The 15,459-nt window shown below is 62.0% G+C and carries 13 protein-coding genes; 3 read left to right on the top strand and 10 right to left on the bottom strand.

Annotated elements, in window-relative coordinates:
- Positions 1 to 14: 14 nt before the first annotated feature.
- From KI611_RS04290 to KI611_RS04255, 8 genes are all read right to left on the bottom strand, one after another.
- Positions 15 to 716: an FHA domain-containing protein gene (locus KI611_RS04290; protein ID WP_226418601.1), complete on the bottom strand. Its 702-nt coding sequence runs from the start codon at positions 714 to 716 to the stop codon at positions 15 to 17.
- Between the two features lie 17 nt (positions 717 to 733).
- Positions 734 to 1,555: a Stp1/IreP family PP2C-type Ser/Thr phosphatase gene (locus KI611_RS04285; RefSeq protein ID WP_226418600.1), complete on the bottom strand. Its 822-nt coding sequence runs from the start codon at positions 1,553 to 1,555 to the stop codon at positions 734 to 736.
- A gap of 1 nt (position 1,556) precedes the next feature.
- Entirely contained in the window at positions 1,557 to 4,070 is a 2,514-nt protein-coding gene (locus KI611_RS04280; RefSeq protein ID WP_226418599.1) for a CHASE2 domain-containing serine/threonine-protein kinase, read from the bottom strand.
- A gap of 99 nt (positions 4,071 to 4,169) precedes the next feature.
- The gene (locus KI611_RS04275; RefSeq protein ID WP_226418598.1) at positions 4,170 to 5,126 is read right to left on the bottom strand and encodes an ornithine cyclodeaminase family protein; all 957 of its coding nucleotides are present in this window, start codon (positions 5,124 to 5,126) and stop codon (positions 4,170 to 4,172) included.
- An 11-nt stretch (positions 5,127 to 5,137) separates the two neighbouring features.
- Positions 5,138 to 5,839, bottom strand: coding sequence for a TerC family protein (locus tag KI611_RS04270; protein WP_226418597.1), 702 nt, complete (start codon positions 5,837 to 5,839; stop codon positions 5,138 to 5,140).
- 64 nt (positions 5,840 to 5,903) lie between these two features.
- Positions 5,904 to 6,797, bottom strand: a complete 894-nt coding sequence (gene sucD / locus KI611_RS04265; protein WP_226418596.1) for a succinate--CoA ligase subunit alpha — start codon at positions 6,795 to 6,797, stop codon at positions 5,904 to 5,906.
- Positions 6,798 to 6,808: 11 nt separating this feature from the next.
- Entirely contained in the window at positions 6,809 to 7,969 is a 1,161-nt protein-coding gene (gene sucC, locus KI611_RS04260; RefSeq protein ID WP_226418595.1) for an ADP-forming succinate--CoA ligase subunit beta, read from the bottom strand.
- Between the two features lie 136 nt (positions 7,970 to 8,105).
- Positions 8,106 to 9,485 (bottom strand): MATE family efflux transporter, encoded by a 1,380-nt coding sequence (locus tag KI611_RS04255; RefSeq protein WP_226418594.1) that lies wholly within the window; start codon positions 9,483 to 9,485, stop codon positions 8,106 to 8,108.
- Between the two features lie 72 nt (positions 9,486 to 9,557).
- Between KI611_RS04255 and paaK the strand changes: the two genes are divergently transcribed.
- Positions 9,558 to 10,853 carry a phenylacetate--CoA ligase PaaK gene (paaK, locus tag KI611_RS04250; RefSeq protein ID WP_226418593.1) on the top strand — a complete coding sequence of 432 codons (1,296 nt, stop codon included), beginning with the start codon at positions 9,558 to 9,560 and terminating at the stop codon, positions 10,851 to 10,853.
- 6 nt (positions 10,854 to 10,859) lie between these two features.
- On the opposite strand, the gene KI611_RS04245 is transcribed toward paaK, so the two are convergent.
- Entirely contained in the window at positions 10,860 to 11,561 is a 702-nt protein-coding gene (locus KI611_RS04245) for a fumarylacetoacetate hydrolase family protein (protein WP_226418592.1), read from the bottom strand.
- Between the two features lie 121 nt (positions 11,562 to 11,682).
- Between KI611_RS04245 and KI611_RS04240 the strand changes: the two genes are divergently transcribed.
- Positions 11,683 to 13,464, top strand: coding sequence for a FimV family protein (locus KI611_RS04240; protein WP_226418591.1), 1,782 nt, complete (start codon positions 11,683 to 11,685; stop codon positions 13,462 to 13,464).
- On the opposite strand, the gene KI611_RS04235 is transcribed toward KI611_RS04240, so the two are convergent.
- On the bottom strand, positions 13,461 to 14,207 hold the full coding sequence (locus KI611_RS04235) for a Nif3-like dinuclear metal center hexameric protein (RefSeq protein WP_226418590.1): 747 nt from the start codon (positions 14,205 to 14,207) through the stop codon (positions 13,461 to 13,463). The two genes, KI611_RS04240 and KI611_RS04235, sit on opposite strands and share 4 nt — an antisense overlap.
- Positions 14,208 to 14,221: 14 nt before the next feature.
- Here KI611_RS04235 and KI611_RS04230 point away from each other — a divergent pair, with 14 nt between their 5' ends.
- On the top strand, positions 14,222 to 15,376 hold the full coding sequence (locus tag KI611_RS04230; RefSeq protein WP_226418589.1) for a Do family serine endopeptidase: 1,155 nt from the start codon (positions 14,222 to 14,224) through the stop codon (positions 15,374 to 15,376).
- The last annotated feature ends 83 nt before the right edge of the window (positions 15,377 to 15,459 follow it).

Here is a 15,459-nt window from a genome sequence, read left to right as displayed (position 1 = left end):
CTGGGCAACCGACCTCAGGCTTTGAGAAAAAATTCCATCTTGATTCCGGCGATTTCGATCACATCGTGGTCGCCCAGCGGGTGAGCCTGGGCGTCGAGCGCTGTGCCGTTCACCACGGGAAACTGCCGACCTTCGACGTGTGTGATGAAGTAGCCATGCGGCCGCCTGGCGATCACCGCCACCTGCAAACCGGGCTTGCCCAGCGTCGTCAGGGTTTTGGTCAGTTCGAGCTCCTTGCCGGCATTCGGGCCGCTCAACAGCTGGATGGCAGCGGCCGGAATGCTCGGGGCCGGCGGAGGCGGCGGCACGCCAAGGTTGGAGCGGGTCGGCGAGCCGGTCGGCGCGAGTTGCATCTCGCTGGGCAGCTTGGCCATGGCCGAGCGCATCAGCGCATTCTTGTCGAAATCACCGGCGGCCGCCCCGGCCTGCGAATCGCTCATGTACTTGAGCTTGTACTTGCCCAGTTCGATGACATCGTTGTTGCGCAGGATGTGTTTCTTGACCGGCTGGCCGTTGACCAGCGTGCCGTTGGTGCTGTTCAGATCCTCAAGGAAGGAGTCGTTGAGGATCGTCACCACCACGGCATGCTCGCCGGAAATGGCAAGGTTGTCGATCTGGATATCGTTATGCGGCTTGCGACCAATGCTCAGGCGCTCCTTGTTGAGCTGAATTTCCTTGAGCACCAGTCCATCCATCGAAAGGATCAGTTTTGCCATCTCTTGCCATCCTCGTTTTACTTCAAGCGGGCCAGCAGCTTTTGCCACCACCCCCTGGGCGAAGAATAGTCGCCCCGCACCTTGACCAGAATTACCGAGACATTATCGCGCCCGCCGTTGTCATTGGCCATCTGCACCAACTGTTCCGCAGCCAGTGTCAGATTGCCGCCCAGCGTTTGCAGCGTGAGCGCGATTTCATCATCCTCGACCATGTCGTTCAAACCGTCCGAACAAAGCAGCACGATATCGCCGGCCTGCAGTTCGTAATCATGAATTTCCGTGTCGACATCGTGATCGACACCAAGCGCCCGCGTCACCAGATTCTTGTTTTGCGAATAGCGCGCTTCTTCGGCGGTAATCATGCCACTATCAAGCTGCTCCTGCAAAAGGGAATGATCCTTGGTTAATTGCTCGAAGGACTCACCGCGCAGGCGATACAGACGCGAATCCCCGACATGGGCAACACTCATCCGGTTGTCGTAAAACCAAGCGAGCACCAGAGTCGTCCCCATCCCGGCATATTGCGGCTGTCTTTGCGCGGCATTGAAGATGGCTGCATTGGCCAGCAGAACTTCCCGGGCAATGTGCTGTTCGGCAAAGCTGGCATCGCACAAAGCGGCCGATCGGGCGCTTTGTGTCGGAATGAAACAGGCGAAATTGCTCGAAAGCAAGGTGGTCGCCATGCCGCTGGCCACTTCTCCGGCGTTATAGCCGCCCATGCCATCGGCCAGGATGGCGATGCCCAACCCGGCATCGGCAAACAACGCATCTTCATTATGCGAACGGACCCTTCCCGGATCGGTGCGAGCCACCACCTCCAGAGCGTCGGCGAGCTTCATTTCAGGTATCCCTCACAGCCGGTGATCGGGCAGCCTGTGCTGCCAATTGGTCAATGCAGGCGCGCAGATCGGCGGCCATTTCGGCTCCGCGTTGATAGCGCTCCGCAACATTCTTGTTCAGCGCCCGAGCGATCACCGCCACCACGCTGCTCGGTAAGGCAGGATCAATGCTCAGAATATCCGTTGGCGCCTCGTTGGTGATCTTGTACATCAACTGGGCCAGCGACTCGCCGACAAACGGCAGTTGTCCGCAGGACATCTGGTACAAGGTGACACCCAGCGAAAAGAGGTCGGAACGACCATCGATTTTCTTCCCGGCGAGTTGTTCGGGCGACATGTAGGAGGGCGTACCGAGCACCATGCCGGTCTTGGTGCGCGACGAATCGGTGATCCGGGCAATGCCGAAATCGGTCACCTTGACCTGGTCGCTCGCCGCTTCGTACATGATGTTGGCCGGCTTGATGTCGCGATGGACGACCTGCTGGCCATGCGCGTAATCCAGCGCATCGGCGACGCGGGCTATGATCGACAGGACCGTCGGCAAGGGCAGCAGCGCGGCCGGCTTGGTCTGTGCCACCAGGTCGCGGCCCTGCAGGAATTCCATGGCGATATAGGCCAGATCGTGCGCTTCGCCGGCATCGTACATCGTGACGATATTCGGATGATTGAGCCGCCCCGCCGTTTCGGCCTCGCGGAAAAAGCGCTGCTTGACGTCGGCCAGCTCGTCTTCGTCGAACTCTTGGGCCAACGCCATGGTCTTGATGGCGACGACCCGGTTGATCTGCGGATCGCGCCCCTGATAGACCACACCCATCGCCCCCTTGCCCAGCTCCTTCTCCAATTCGTAACGACCGAGCATCGGCTTGTCGAGCTGCCCGCCCGCGACAATCGGCGGACCGGCATCGGCCAATGGCACCATTGCCGAGCCCTGTCTGGCCCGCCCGAGACGCATCTGGATATCGCGGAACGTCGGGTTGTGTTCGGCCATCGTGCGAAACACCGTCTCGGCCTTGGCAAACTGGCGCTGGCGCTCGTAATCGAGCGCCAGGTTGTACATGTTCTCCATCAGCCCATCATCCAGCGGACATTTGCGGAATTTTTCAAAAGCCATGTCGAGCTGCCCCTGGCCCTGAAAAGCCAGACCCAGCATGCGGTTCGCTTCTGCCGAGGCGAACGCCGATTTTTCTGCTGGCCGCTCGCCCAGCAGAAACCGCTTGGCGACCAGCAGCAAGTGACCGACCACCAGCAGGCTGGCCGCCCCCATCAGCGGAATCCACAGGCCGACGCCGAGCATCAGAAAAAAATAGCTACCGAACAAGATCAGCAGAAGCAGCAGGGTAGCCAGCGCGCCCTGCCAGCGCCCCAATTTGGGCAGCGCGAAAATGAGGTAAACACCGACGACCAGCAGGGCGGCCAGGCTAGCCCAGATTCCCCACGACGGCGTCACGAAAAAGTGCTCCTGCAGGATGCTCGATACCGCATCGGCGACGCCGAGCACCGGCGCCATCGACGGCGCCTGCGAAGCAGCCAGACCGGTAGCCGTCACCCCGACCAGGACGATCTTGCCGGCATACTTGCTGGCCGGAACCTTGCCAGTCAGCACATCGGCGAAGGAATCCACCGGAAACGCCGACTGTCCGTCGCTGGCCCTGTAGAAGTAGGGGTTCATCCGAGTGCTGGCATCGGTGGCGATCCGCAGCTTGCCGAGCCGCACCGCCTCACCGAGCCGGACCTTGATGTCGGCCGGACCGAGATCGAGACTCCGGGCCGCGATCATCAGCGACAGCGCCGGGTAGAACTGGTCGGAATACTGGACGACCAAGGGCTCGCTCCGCACGCTGCCGTCGGTATCCGGCGTACGGTTCAGAAACCCCAGGGCGAGCGCCTTGCCGCCCAGAGTCGCAAGCGGCATCTGCACCTGTGTCGCCGGCAACGCGTGCCCTTTCCCTTCGACCACCTGCGGCAGGCGGTTCGACAGCAGGAATCCGGGTAACGCCTGGGTGGGATGCCCCGGCACCTTGCCCAATTCAAACGACACCGGCAACACAACGTTGCCGGCCCGGGCGTAGCTATCCGCCAGTTGGCGATCCGAATTGAGGGCTGTTTCAGCCTCGGCCAGTACGGCCGTTATTTTTTTGGTTTCCGGCCCCAAACCCGCCCCATCGGCTACCGCCTGATTGGCGATGTCGATCAGCCGGGTGATATAGGTGTAACCGGGATCGAGCTGCGCTTCGGAAAACAACACGGTATTGGCAATCACCTTGGCCGGCACCTCCGCCAGCCGATCGGTAAGCCGGGCATGCAGTTGCCGCGACCAGGGCCAGGGACCAAGCTGGGCAATGCTCCGGTCGTCGATGGCGATCACCGCGATGCGCTCGGATGGGACGCGACTGGCGGCCTGCATACCGAAGTCGTAAGCCTGGCGTTCAAGGCCATCCAGGAGATCGGAGCGGACGGCAGTCAGCATCAGCAGGGTAACGAGCCCCCCGAGGAACCAGTCCGACTTCCAGAACACGCCCTTCGCCATCCCCCCGCCCTCTTGTTTTTAGTGTCGGATCACGAGCCAATGCGGCCGGGGCATATTCTTACGCCCACTCGCTCCCCCGGTCAAACCTCATTGCATCGGTATTTCCTGCCCCAGGCCCGCCGCTTCGGCCGCAGCGAGAACCCGCAGGGCAACGGCCAGATCCTGGATCGCCATGCCCTGCGACTCGAACAGGGTGATTTGCTCGACCGATGTACGGCCGGCATGACGCCCGACGATCACTTCCCCGAGTTCAACCAGCTGACGCGGATGCAAGCGGCCTTTTTCCAGCAAAGGCAGCAGATCTCCGGCTTCAGCCACGGCGGTCGGCACGCTGTCGACGGCGACCAGCGCGCAGCGTTTGACGGCAGCTTCCGACAGTTCCTGACGGATCAGCGCATTCGAACCCGCCGCATTGATATGCACGCCCTCCTCCAGCCATTCGGCGTCGAACAAGGGCTGGGCAGCCGTCGTCACGGTGCCGAGCAGATCGCTGCCGCGCACCGTCTCCTCGGCGCTGACCGCCGGTACCACGGCAACGCCGGTCTGCTCGCTCAAGCGCTGGCAGAAAGCCTGCAACTTGTCGGCATGGCGGCTGAACACCTTGACCCGCTCGAGCGGCAGCGCCGCGCAGATGGCCTGGACATGGCCTTCGGCCTGCCAGCCGGCACCGAACACACCGGCCACCGTCGAATCGGGCCGGGCCAACCATTTGGCGGCCAAGCCGCTGACCGCTCCGGTCCGGATCATGCCGAGATAGTCGGCTTCGATCACGGCCCGCAATCTGCCGCTGGCCGCATCGAACAGGTGAACCAGGAAGCGGTTGCCACTGCGATTGCTGGTATAGGCCTTGTAGCCGATAACCCCTTGCGCCGGCAGCGCCCCCTGCAAAATATGCAGCACGGTCTGCGGCAGGCGGCTGCGGGCACGCGGCGTGTCGAGCGCCAAACCCAACGCCAGGTCGCGATGCGCCGACTCGACAGCCTCCATCGCCATCGCTACCGTCAACAGTTTTTTTACGTCATCTTCCGAAAGAAACAAGGCCATAGCACGACTCCTTAAACGATGGTCACATCCTGCCTGGCCAGCAGACGCTGCTCCAGCCAGCGACCGAGACCAACGACCAGCACGGCGCCAACCGCTCCGGCCGCCTTGGCCGACCAGGCCGGCAGCGGCGGCAGTAATTGGATGACGCCCGGGTCGGAGAAGATCATTTGTCCGGCGACATAGCCAAGCAGGCCGGCGCCAAACAGCACGATGGACGGAAACCGCTCCATCCAGTGCAGAATCAGCTGGCTCGACCAGACGATCAACGGAATGCTGACCGCCAGCCCGAAGAACAGCAGGGCCAGACTGCCATGCGCCGCCCCGGCCACCCCAATGACGTTATCCAGGCTCATCACGAAATCGGCGACGATGATGGTCTTGACCGCCCCCCAGAGATTGCCCGAAGCCTTGATGTCATGACCGTCCTCTTCCTCGGGCAGCATCAGTTTGACGGCAATCCACAGCAGCAGGAGTCCGCCGACCAGTTTCAGCCAGGGCAGGTTCATCACCAGCGCGGCGAAGACGGTCAGCACGACACGCAGGCTGACCGCGCCGGTAACGCCCCAGAAGAGGCCGGTCCGGCGCTGTTCCGGCGACAGATTGCGACAGGCCAGCGCGATGACTACGGCGTTGTCACCCGACAGCACGATGTCGATCAGGATGATCTGGCCAACGGCAATCCAGAAGAGGCTAGAAGTTAAGTCAAGTTCCATAAACCATCAGACGAAAAAAAGGCGAGCACGCAGCCCGCCTTTTTGGTTGAGCAAGGCTCGAATTTTACAGCAAGGCCTTGAGCAGCTTGGCCATTTCAGACGGATTGCGCGTCACGGTGAAACCGCAGGCTTCCATGATTTCCAGCTTGGCATCAGCCGTATCGGCACCGCCGGAAATCAGGGCGCCGGCATGGCCCATGCGCTTGCCGGCCGGAGCCGTGACACCAGCGATGAAGCCGACGATCGGCTTCTTCATGTTGTCCTTGCACCACATGGCAGCTTCAGCTTCGTCCGGACCGCCGATTTCGCCGATCATGATGACCGCATCGGTATCCGGGTCGTCGTTGAAAGCCTTCATCACGTCGATGTGCTTCAGACCGTTGATCGGATCGCCACCGATACCGACCGCCGACGACTGGCCCAAACCGATTTCGGTCAACTGGCCGACGGCTTCGTAGGTCAAGGTGCCGGAGCGGGAAACGACGCCGATCCGACCCTTGCGGTGGATGTGACCCGGCATGATGCCGATCTTGATTTCGTCCGGCGTGATCAAACCAGGACAGTTCGGCCCGAGCAGCAGGGTCTTCTTGCCGCCCTTGGCTTCCTTTTCCTTCATCTTGTTGCGCAGGATCAGCATGTCGCGGACCGGGATGCCTTCGGTGATGCAGATGGCCAGATCGAGGTCGGCTTCAACGGCTTCCCAGATCGCGGCGGCGGCGCCCGGGGGCGGCACGTAGATCACGGAAACGGTGGCACCGGTTTCGGCGGCGGCTTCCTTGACCGAAGCGTAGATAGGAATGTTGAAGATGGATTCGCCAGCCTTCTTCGGATTCACGCCGGCGACGAAGCAGTTCTTGCCGTTGGCGTATTCCTGGCACTTTTCCGTATGGAACTGACCGGTCTTGCCGGTAATGCCCTGGGTGATAACTTTGGTGTCTTTATTGATGAAAATGGACATTCAATAGCTCCTTACTTGACCGCAGCAACGATCTTGGTGGCGGCCTCGGCCATGGAATCGGCAGAAATGATCGGCAGACCGGAATCCTTCAGGATCTGCTTGCCCATGTCTTCATTGGTACCCTTCATGCGCACGACGAGCGGCACCGACAGATGGGTTTCCTTGGCCGCGGCGACGACGCCGGCAGCAATGGTGTCGCACTTCATGATGCCGCCGAAGATGTTGACCAGAATGCCCTTGACGTCAGGATTCTTGAGCATGATCTTGAAGGCTTCGGTGACCTTCTCGGTCGTCGCACCACCGCCGACGTCGAGGAAGTTGGCCGGCTCGGCGCCAAACAGCTTGATGGTGTCCATCGTGGCCATGGCCAGACCGGCACCGTTCACCAGGCAGCCGATGTTACCGTCGAGCGAGATGTAGGCCAGATCGAACTTGGATGCTTCGATTTCGTCGGCATCTTCTTCGTCGAGATCGCGGAAGGCAACGATTTCCGGCTGACGGTACAGGGCGTTGGCGTCGAAGTTGAACTTGGCGTCCAGCGCCTTGATGTTGCCGTTGCCTTCGAGGATCAGCGGGTTGATTTCCGCCAGCGAAGCATCGGTTTCCATGTAGCAGTTGTACAGGCCCTTGAGCGCTTCAACGGCTTGTGCCTGCGAAGCGGCCGGAATGCCGATACCGGCAACCAGGGTCATGGCTTGTTCGTCGGTCAGACCAACCAGCGGGTTGATGAAAACCTTGAGAATTTTTTCCGGGGTGTTGTGGGCAACTTCTTCGATGTCCATGCCGCCTTCGGAGGAGGCCATCATCGCCACGGACTGGGTCGCGCGATCGGTCAGCGCAGCCACGTAGTACTCGTGCTTGATATCGGCGCCTTCTTCGATCAGCAGGCGACGAACCTTCTGGCCTTCCGGGCCGGTCTGGTGCGTGACCAGTTGCATGCCGAGGATCTGGTTGGCGTACTCGCGCACTTGCTCGAGCGACTTCGCCACCTTGACGCCACCACCCTTGCCACGGCCACCGGCGTGGATCTGGGCCTTGACCACCCAGACACTGCCGCCCAGGGTCTCGGCTGCCTTGACCGCTTCATCGACGGACAGACAGAAGATCCCGCGCGGAACCGTAACGCCGAATTTCTTCAGGAGTGTTTTGCCCTGATATTCGTGAATTTTCATGCGCTTTCCTTGCGTTTAGTTGAGTTGCGAGCAATAAGCGGTAGCCATACAGTCCCCCGGCCCCGCCCTGTTATAACGGTTTGAGCCCAAAATCTTACCACAGACCGGATTTTTTATTGCTGGCCAAAATTCATAATTACGGACTGCTTTCGATGGCCCGAACCGCCTTGTAGAGCAACGGCAAAAGCAGCGCGGCGGCGAACATCAGCCCGATCACCGCGGCCAGCCAGAAACCGGCGACGCCGAACGGCGGCTGCCACCTGTAACAGAGCCAGGCCCCACCGAGCAAACCGACGCCCCAGAAGCAGAAGGTCTGCACCAGCATCGGCAGAAAAGTCACCCGATAGGCCCGCAGGACATGACCGGCAACGGTCTGCAAGGCATCGAAAAACTGGTAGATGGCGACATAGGCAATCAGGCTAAGCGCCACCGCCCGCACCGCCGGATCATCGGTATAGGCGGCGATCAGCGGCCCGGCCGTCAGCCAGAGCCCAAGGCCGGCCAGGGTCGACAGGCCGGCCGCAAGCAACAGGCCGGCCTTGATCGTCGCATGGGCACGCCGCCAGTCGCGCCCGCCAACCGCCTGCCCGACGGCTGCCATGGTGGCGATGGCGAGCGACAGCGGCAGCATGTAGGTCAGCGCCGATAGATTGGCGATGATCCGGTGACCGGCGACGACGGTCGCGCCCAACGACGCAACGAAGAGGCTGATCAAGGTGAACGAGGTTATTTCAACCAGGTTGGACAAACCCATCGGCAAGCCCAGGCGCAGCAGTTCCCGCCACACCGTCCAGCGTACCCACTGCCAGTTGGCGAAAGGCCGGTAGCGTCGGCCGAGCGGTCCCCAGGCAAGATAGGCGGCGCCGCTCAGACAGGCCAGCCAACCGATCAGGATATTCGACAAGGCACAGCCGACGACGCCAAGCGGCTCGCCAAACCAGCCCTGCAGCGCCAACCCCCAGGCGAGCAGGGCATGCAGGCCGAGGGCAAAAATGCCGATCCCCATCAACACCCGCGGTTTGCCCAGCGCATTGCAGAAAGCGTAGAAGGTCCGATAACACAACGCCGCCGGCAGCCCCCAGGCAAGCCAGGCCAAATATTGTCTGACCTTGGCAGCCACGGCGGCGTCCATATCCGCCATGCCGAGCACCGCGTCGGGATGCGTCAGCAACAGCACACCCGGCACACTGAGCAGCAAGGCCAGCCAGAAACCCTGCTGCAGAATGCCGGCCACCTCGCCATCGCGCTTTGCGCCGTGCAAGTGGGCGACGACCGGCGCCACCGCCTGGAGGATGCCGACCAGCGCAAAAACGACCGAGACATGAATGCCGCTGCCGATGGCGACTGCCGCCAGATCAAGCGGACTGACATGGCCGAGGACGGCGGTATCGATCACCATCATGCCGACCGAGGCGAGCTGGGCGATCAGGATCGGAAAGGTATGGGCAAGCAGCCCGCGGGCCACGACAAGAAGCATCGAGCGATTGTCGCATGCCCGGCCGACCGGCAAAAACATGCCAAGTTGATCTGGCTCAAGCAGCCGACCGGCCGGCCGGTCGAAAATCTCCGGTTCAGGAGGGAGTCAACAATGAAAAAAGGCCTACACGCCATAGAAACCGCCAGTCGCGACGAGATCATCGCGCTCCAGACAGCACGTCTGAAATGGACGCTGCACCACGTTTACGACAATGTGCCGCACTACCGGGCCAAATTCGATGCCGCCGGCGTCCGCCCCGAGGATTTCCACTCGCTGGCCGACCTCGCCAGATTCCCCTTCACCACCAAGCAGGATCTGCGCGACAACTACCCTTACGGCATGTTCGCCGTCCCCCGTGAAAAAGTCGTCCGCGTCCATGCCTCGAGCGGCACGACCGGCAAGCCGACGGTGGTCGGCTACACACAGAAGGACATCGACACCTGGGCCGACCTGATTGCCCGCTCGATCTACGCTGCCGGCGGCCGACCCGGCGACATCGTCCATGTCGCCTACGGCTACGGCCTGTTCACCGGCGGTCTCGGTGCCCATTACGGCGCCGAGCGACTGGGCTGCACGGTGATCCCGATGTCCGGCGGCCAGACCGAGAAGCAGGTTCAGCTGATCTGCGACTTCAAGCCGAACATCATCATGGTCACCCCGTCCTACATGCTGAATATCGCCGACGAATTCCATCGCCAGGGCATCGACCCGAAAAGCACCGCCCTGCGTATCGGCATCCACGGCGCCGAACCCTGGACCGACGCCATGCGCGGCGAGATCGAGAAGGCTTTCGCGATCGACGCCATCGATATCTACGGCCTGTCGGAAGTGATCGGCCCGGGCGTCGCCAACGAATGCGCTGAGACCAAGGACGGCCCGGTGATCTGGGAAGACCATTTCTACGCCGAAATCATTGACCCGCTGACCGGCGAAGTGCTGCCCGAAGGCAGCGAAGGCGAACTGGTGTTCACCTCGCTGACCAAGGAAGCGATGCCGGTCATCCGCTACCGGACCCGCGACCTGACCCGGCTGCTGCCGCCGACCGCCCGTTCGATGCGGCGGATCGGCAAGATTACCGGCCGCTCGGACGACATGCTGATTATCCGCGGGGTCAACGTCTTCCCGTCGCAGATCGAGGAACTGATCCTCAAGCAGCCCAAGCTGTCGCCGCATTACGTGCTGGAAATCAGTCGCGACGGCCACCTCGACACGATGAAGGTAAATGTCGAACTGAAGCCCGAATTCGAGTTCACCAGCAATGCCGAGAAGGAGTTCGTGGCGCACGACCTGCAGCACCACATCAAGTCCTACATCGGCATTTCAGCTCGCATCGACGTGGTCGAAATCGGCGGCATCGAACGCTCGATCGGCAAGGCCAAACGCGTCATCGACAAACGGCCGAAATAGCGGCAGCTAGACGATCCGGGCGCGCAGCGTACCAACGCCGTCGACGCCCGCTTCCAGCACATCGCCGGTAACGATCGGCCCGACGCCGGCCGGCGTGCCGGTATAGATCAGGTCGCCGGCCTCGAGGCGGACCATCGTGGACAGGTTGGCGATGATGTCGGCGACCTTCCAGAGCATCGCCGACAAATCGCCATCCTGCCGCATCTGGCCATTGACGCTCAGCCAGATACGCCCGTGTTCAGGATGACCGGCCTCGGCCACCGGACTAATCACGCCGGCCACCGCCGACTGATCGAAGCCTTTGCCCATATCCCACGGATGGCCTTTTTCCTTGGCCCGGCCCTGGATATCCCGGCGCGTCAGGTCAAGCCCGACGGCGTAGCCGAAAATCAGGTCTTTGGCCGCCTCTACCGCAACGTTCGCTCCCCCCGCCCCCAGCGCGACGATCATTTCGACCTCATGATGCAGATTTTTGGTAAGCGGCGGATAGGCAACGCTGATCTCGCCCTCGCCGCTGACCATCGCATCGGCCGGTTTCATGAAGAAGAACGGCGGCTCGCGCCCCTCGGCCTGATCGGCGGCGCCCATCTCGCGGGCATGATCGGCATAGTTGCGGCCGACGCAAAAAATGCGGCGAACCGGGAAGCGGCTGGCGGTTCCGGCAACAGGAAGCGCGGTAACGGGACTGGGTGAAAATACGAAAGTCATCGGGCAATTCGCTGGGGGTTGATCACAAGCAGGAGTGTGCAATATTTCACCATGGGTGCGCCAGCGCAGTGTTACAGTTTTGCCATATCTGACGAAGTTAACGAGTAACACAAAGGCCCCCATGAATTCCAGAGCACTCCATCTCAGCGCACTAAGCGCAGCCCTGTTCTCAAGCGTGGCCAACGCCGTCGGATTTGGTGAAATCACCTTGCATTCACGGGTCGGCGAGCCTTTAAGGGCGGAGGTTCCGGTTCTGACCAGGGCCGGCGAGGAAATCGACACGGTCTGCTTTTCCCTTGCCCCGCTGCCCGGCTCGGACCTGCCCGTCGTTACCGCTGCCCGGACCCGGCTGGTCCGCAATGGCGCGAACTATCGCCTGCTGATCACCGGCACCCGGCCGATTGCCGAACCGGTGTTCATGGTCGGCCTGCGCGCCAATTGCGGCGCGGACCTGCAGCGCGACTACGTGCTGATGCCGGCAGCACCGATAATGCTGGCCGAAGTCGACCGCGAACTGCCCGTGGCCGCCGCAACTACATCCCCGAGAAAAACTGGCAATTCCCGTGAATGGCGTGCCCGTGATGGCGACACCCTGGCAGGCATTGCCGAATCGCAAGCCCCGGCCAGCGCCGCCGCACAGCGTCGCTTGCTGGTCGCGATGCTGCGGGCCAATCCCGATATCTCGCCGGATGCCCCCCTGCTCGAAGGCACGCCGGTACAAATTCCCAAGTTGCGCGAGCGCATGCCGACCAGGCGCACTGCCGACACCGAGCCGCCGTTAGCACCGCAGAACGCCGCAGCAGGCGAAGCGCCGGCGCCGCGTCCGAAGAGGACGGCGCCCAGCGCCCCCTCGGCCAAGCCGGCCAGCGGCGGCACCGATCGGGTCATTCTCGGCACGCCGCCGGACGACCTGAAACCGGGCGAAAAAGCCACACCCGCCAGCCTGAGCCAGATGGAAGAACGCATGCTCAAGCTGGAAATGACGCTGCATCTGCTCGACCAGGAAGTCGACAAGCTGAACAACGCCCTGGCGCTGACCACCGAAGCCTTGTCGGCCCAGCACAAACTCCAGGCAGCACAGGCGGCGCAAACGCCGCCGGCCGTCCCGGCAGCCGTGGCGACGCCGGCCAAGCCTGAGCGCTCGACGCAGGACAACTGGCTTGAATTGCTGATCAGCGCGCTGGTCGGCGGCGGCATTGCAGCCGGGCTGGCCCACATCCTGGGCCGGAATCGCCGCTCGAACAACGACGAGATTCCGCTGGCGATGACCGTTTCACCCCCGGAAACCCAGCCCGGGAAGCCCGCCGCCAAGGTTGTGCCGCCCCCGCAAAAAACGCCATCCGCGCCGGCCAGCGAACCGGTGCGCCCGGCAACCGTTGCGGTCGACATCCCCCTTGACGCGGCAATGTCCGATTTCAGGAAGAACGAAACATTCGACGTCAATCTAAACGAAGGCGATTCCGCGCTTGAACTGGCCGAGATCATGCTGTCCTTCGGGCGGGTGCGCGGCGCGGCGGAAACGCTGGCCCAGCACATCGAGGAGAATTCGCCGACCAACATTCAGCCGTGGACCATGCTGCTCGATCTCTATCGTCGTGGCGACATGCACGCCGAGTTCAACAGCCTGGCAACAAAGATGCGCCAAAAATTCAATGTCAACGTCCCGACCTGGGAAGATTCGACAACCCCGGTCTCCGGCCTCAAATCACTCGAAGACTACGCGCACATCGTCTGGCGGGCGGGCAATAGCTGGGGCACCCAGGAATGCCTTGATTACCTGTTCGAACTGGTTCATCAGAATCGCGCCGGTCAACGTAGCGGCTTCCCGCTCGAAGTCATCGAAGAGATCGCGCTTCTGATGCGGGTCCTCGAAGAAGGCTACGGACTGAAGCGCCCGGCTTAAACCGGGTTGTCCACATCGACGAATTCGCAGTTCAGGCCAAAGCGCTCGGCCAGGTGCCCGGCCAGGGCCATGACACCACCGCGCTCGGTTGCATGGTGGCCGGCGGCGAGATAGGCCACGCCGCTTTCGCGGGCAAGATGGACGGTCTGTTCCGAGATTTCGCCCGACAGGAAGGCATCGACCCCCAACGCTATCGCCTGCTCGAAATACCCCTGTGCGCCGCCGGAGCACCAGGCAATCCGGCGAATCGGCCGCACCGGATCGCCAATCACCAGCGGCGTCCGGCCAAGCGCCTGGGCCGCCTTGGCGGCCAGGACGGCCAGCTCGGTCGGTTCAGCCAACGCGCCTTGCCAGGCGATATCCTGTTCGCCGAAACGCCCGTCGGCCAGCCAGCCCAAGCGAGCCGCCAACTGCGCGTTATTGCCCAGCTCGGGATGGGCATCGAGCGGCAGGTGGTAGGCCAGCAGGTTGATGTCATGTTCGATCAGCGCCCCGAGACGGCGGCGGCGCATGCCGGTCACCCGGCCATCCTCGCCTTTCCAGAAATAACCGTGATGGACCAGAATGGTATCGGCGCCGCGCGCCACTGCAGTATCGAGCAAGGCCTGGCTGGCCGTGACGCCGGTTACGATGCAGCGGACTTCGTCGCGTCCTTCCACTTGTAGGCCATTTGGGCAATAATCCCGGAACTTTCCGGGCTCCAGCAGCTCATCCAGATAGCTAACCAGTTCTTCGCGTTTCATAGATACGGTCTTTCATGCACAGGTTGTGGCTGATTTTTGCACAAACGGTAACCGTTGCGGTCGCTGTTCTGTTCGTGCTTACAACGTTGAAACCGGAATGGCTGCACCAGTCGCCAACCGTCGTCGCGCTGCGTGAATCGGCATCCGGCAACGCCGACGGCAAAGGCATGCCGAGCGGCTCCTACCGTGATGCGGCGCGCGCCGCCTTGCCCTCCGTCGTCCATATCTACACCACCCAGAAGATCAAGCAGCAGAATCATCCGCTGTTCGACGACCCGATCTTCCGTCACTTCTTCGGTGAACGCCCGGAAGGCCAGGAGCAGAAAAACTCCGGTCTCGGTTCCGGTGTCATCGTCAGCCCGAACGGCTACATCCTGACCAATTACCATGTTGTCGAAGCCGCCGACGACATCCAGGTTTCGCTCAATGACAGCAAGACCTACAAGGCCCGCGTCATCGGCAGCGATCCCGAGTCCGACTTGGCCGTCCTGCAGATCAAGGCCGACAAGCTGCCGACCGTCACCTTTGCCCAGCCGGACGGCTTGCGCATCGGCGATGTCGTGCTCGCCATCGGCAATCCCTTCGGCGTAGGCCAGACGGTGACCATGGGCATCGTCTCGGCACTCGGCCGTTCGCACCTTGGCATCAACACCTTCGAGAACTTCATCCAGACCGATGCCGCGATCAATCCGGGCAACTCGGGTGGCGCCCTGGTCGATGTGAACGGCAACCTGGTCGGCATCAACACCGCGATTTATTCGCGCACCGGCGGCAATCACGGCATCGGTTTCGCCATCCCGGCCGCCAGCGCCCGCAACATCATGGAACAAATCATCCAGAACGGCGCGGTAACGCGCGGCTGGATCGGTGTCGAAGCCCAGGAAATCACTCCTGAACTAGCCGAGTCCTTTGGCCTGCCCGACACCGAGGGCGCCCTGATCGCCGGCGTCATGCGCGGCAGCCCGGCCGATGCCGCCGGCGTCCGGCCCGGTGACGTCCTGCTCACCGTCAGCGGAAAACCGGTCAAAGATCCGCAGATCATGCTTGATCTGATCGCAGCCCTGAAACCCGACGAACGCGCCAGTTTCCGCCTGCGCCGCGACAAGAGCATCGTCGAAGTGCAGGTCAAGATCGGCAAACGCCCAGCGATCCGGCAAGAGAAAGAGTAAGTCATGTGCCAGCTGCTCGGCATGAACTGCAACGTGCCGACTTAGTTAAACAAAATCAACAAGTTACGCTGGATAATTTTTTA

The sequence above is a fragment of the Dechloromonas denitrificans genome (assembly GCF_020510685.1).
In the GTDB taxonomy this organism is placed as follows: Bacteria; Pseudomonadota; Gammaproteobacteria; order Burkholderiales; family Rhodocyclaceae; genus Azonexus; species Azonexus denitrificans_A.
Note: the sequence above shows the minus strand (reverse complement) of the source record. Positions and strands in the feature narration are given on the sequence as shown.

Coding starts and splice junctions, on each gene's coding strand:
- KI611_RS04290 (WP_226418601.1), bottom strand. CDS start 716: ATGGCAAAACTGATCCTTTCGATGGATGGACTGGTGCTCAAGGAAATT.
- KI611_RS04285 (WP_226418600.1), bottom strand. CDS start 1,555: ATGAAGCTCGCCGACGCTCTGGAGGTGGTGGCTCGCACCGATCCGGGA.
- KI611_RS04275 (WP_226418598.1), bottom strand. CDS start 5,126: ATGGCCTTGTTTCTTTCGGAAGATGACGTAAAAAAACTGTTGACGGTA.
- KI611_RS04270 (WP_226418597.1), bottom strand. CDS start 5,839: ATGGAACTTGACTTAACTTCTAGCCTCTTCTGGATTGCCGTTGGCCAG.
- sucD (WP_226418596.1), bottom strand. CDS start 6,797: ATGTCCATTTTCATCAATAAAGACACCAAAGTTATCACCCAGGGCATT.
- sucC (WP_226418595.1), bottom strand. CDS start 7,969: ATGAAAATTCACGAATATCAGGGCAAAACACTCCTGAAGAAATTCGGC.
- KI611_RS04255 (WP_226418594.1), bottom strand. CDS start 9,485: ATGTTTTTGCCGGTCGGCCGGGCATGCGACAATCGCTCGATGCTTCTT.
- paaK (WP_226418593.1), top strand. CDS start 9,558: ATGAAAAAAGGCCTACACGCCATAGAAACCGCCAGTCGCGACGAGATC.
- KI611_RS04245 (WP_226418592.1), bottom strand. CDS start 11,561: ATGACTTTCGTATTTTCACCCAGTCCCGTTACCGCGCTTCCTGTTGCC.
- KI611_RS04240 (WP_226418591.1), top strand. CDS start 11,683: ATGAATTCCAGAGCACTCCATCTCAGCGCACTAAGCGCAGCCCTGTTC.
- KI611_RS04235 (WP_226418590.1), bottom strand. CDS start 14,207: ATGAAACGCGAAGAACTGGTTAGCTATCTGGATGAGCTGCTGGAGCCC.
- KI611_RS04230 (WP_226418589.1), top strand. CDS start 14,222: ATGCACAGGTTGTGGCTGATTTTTGCACAAACGGTAACCGTTGCGGTC.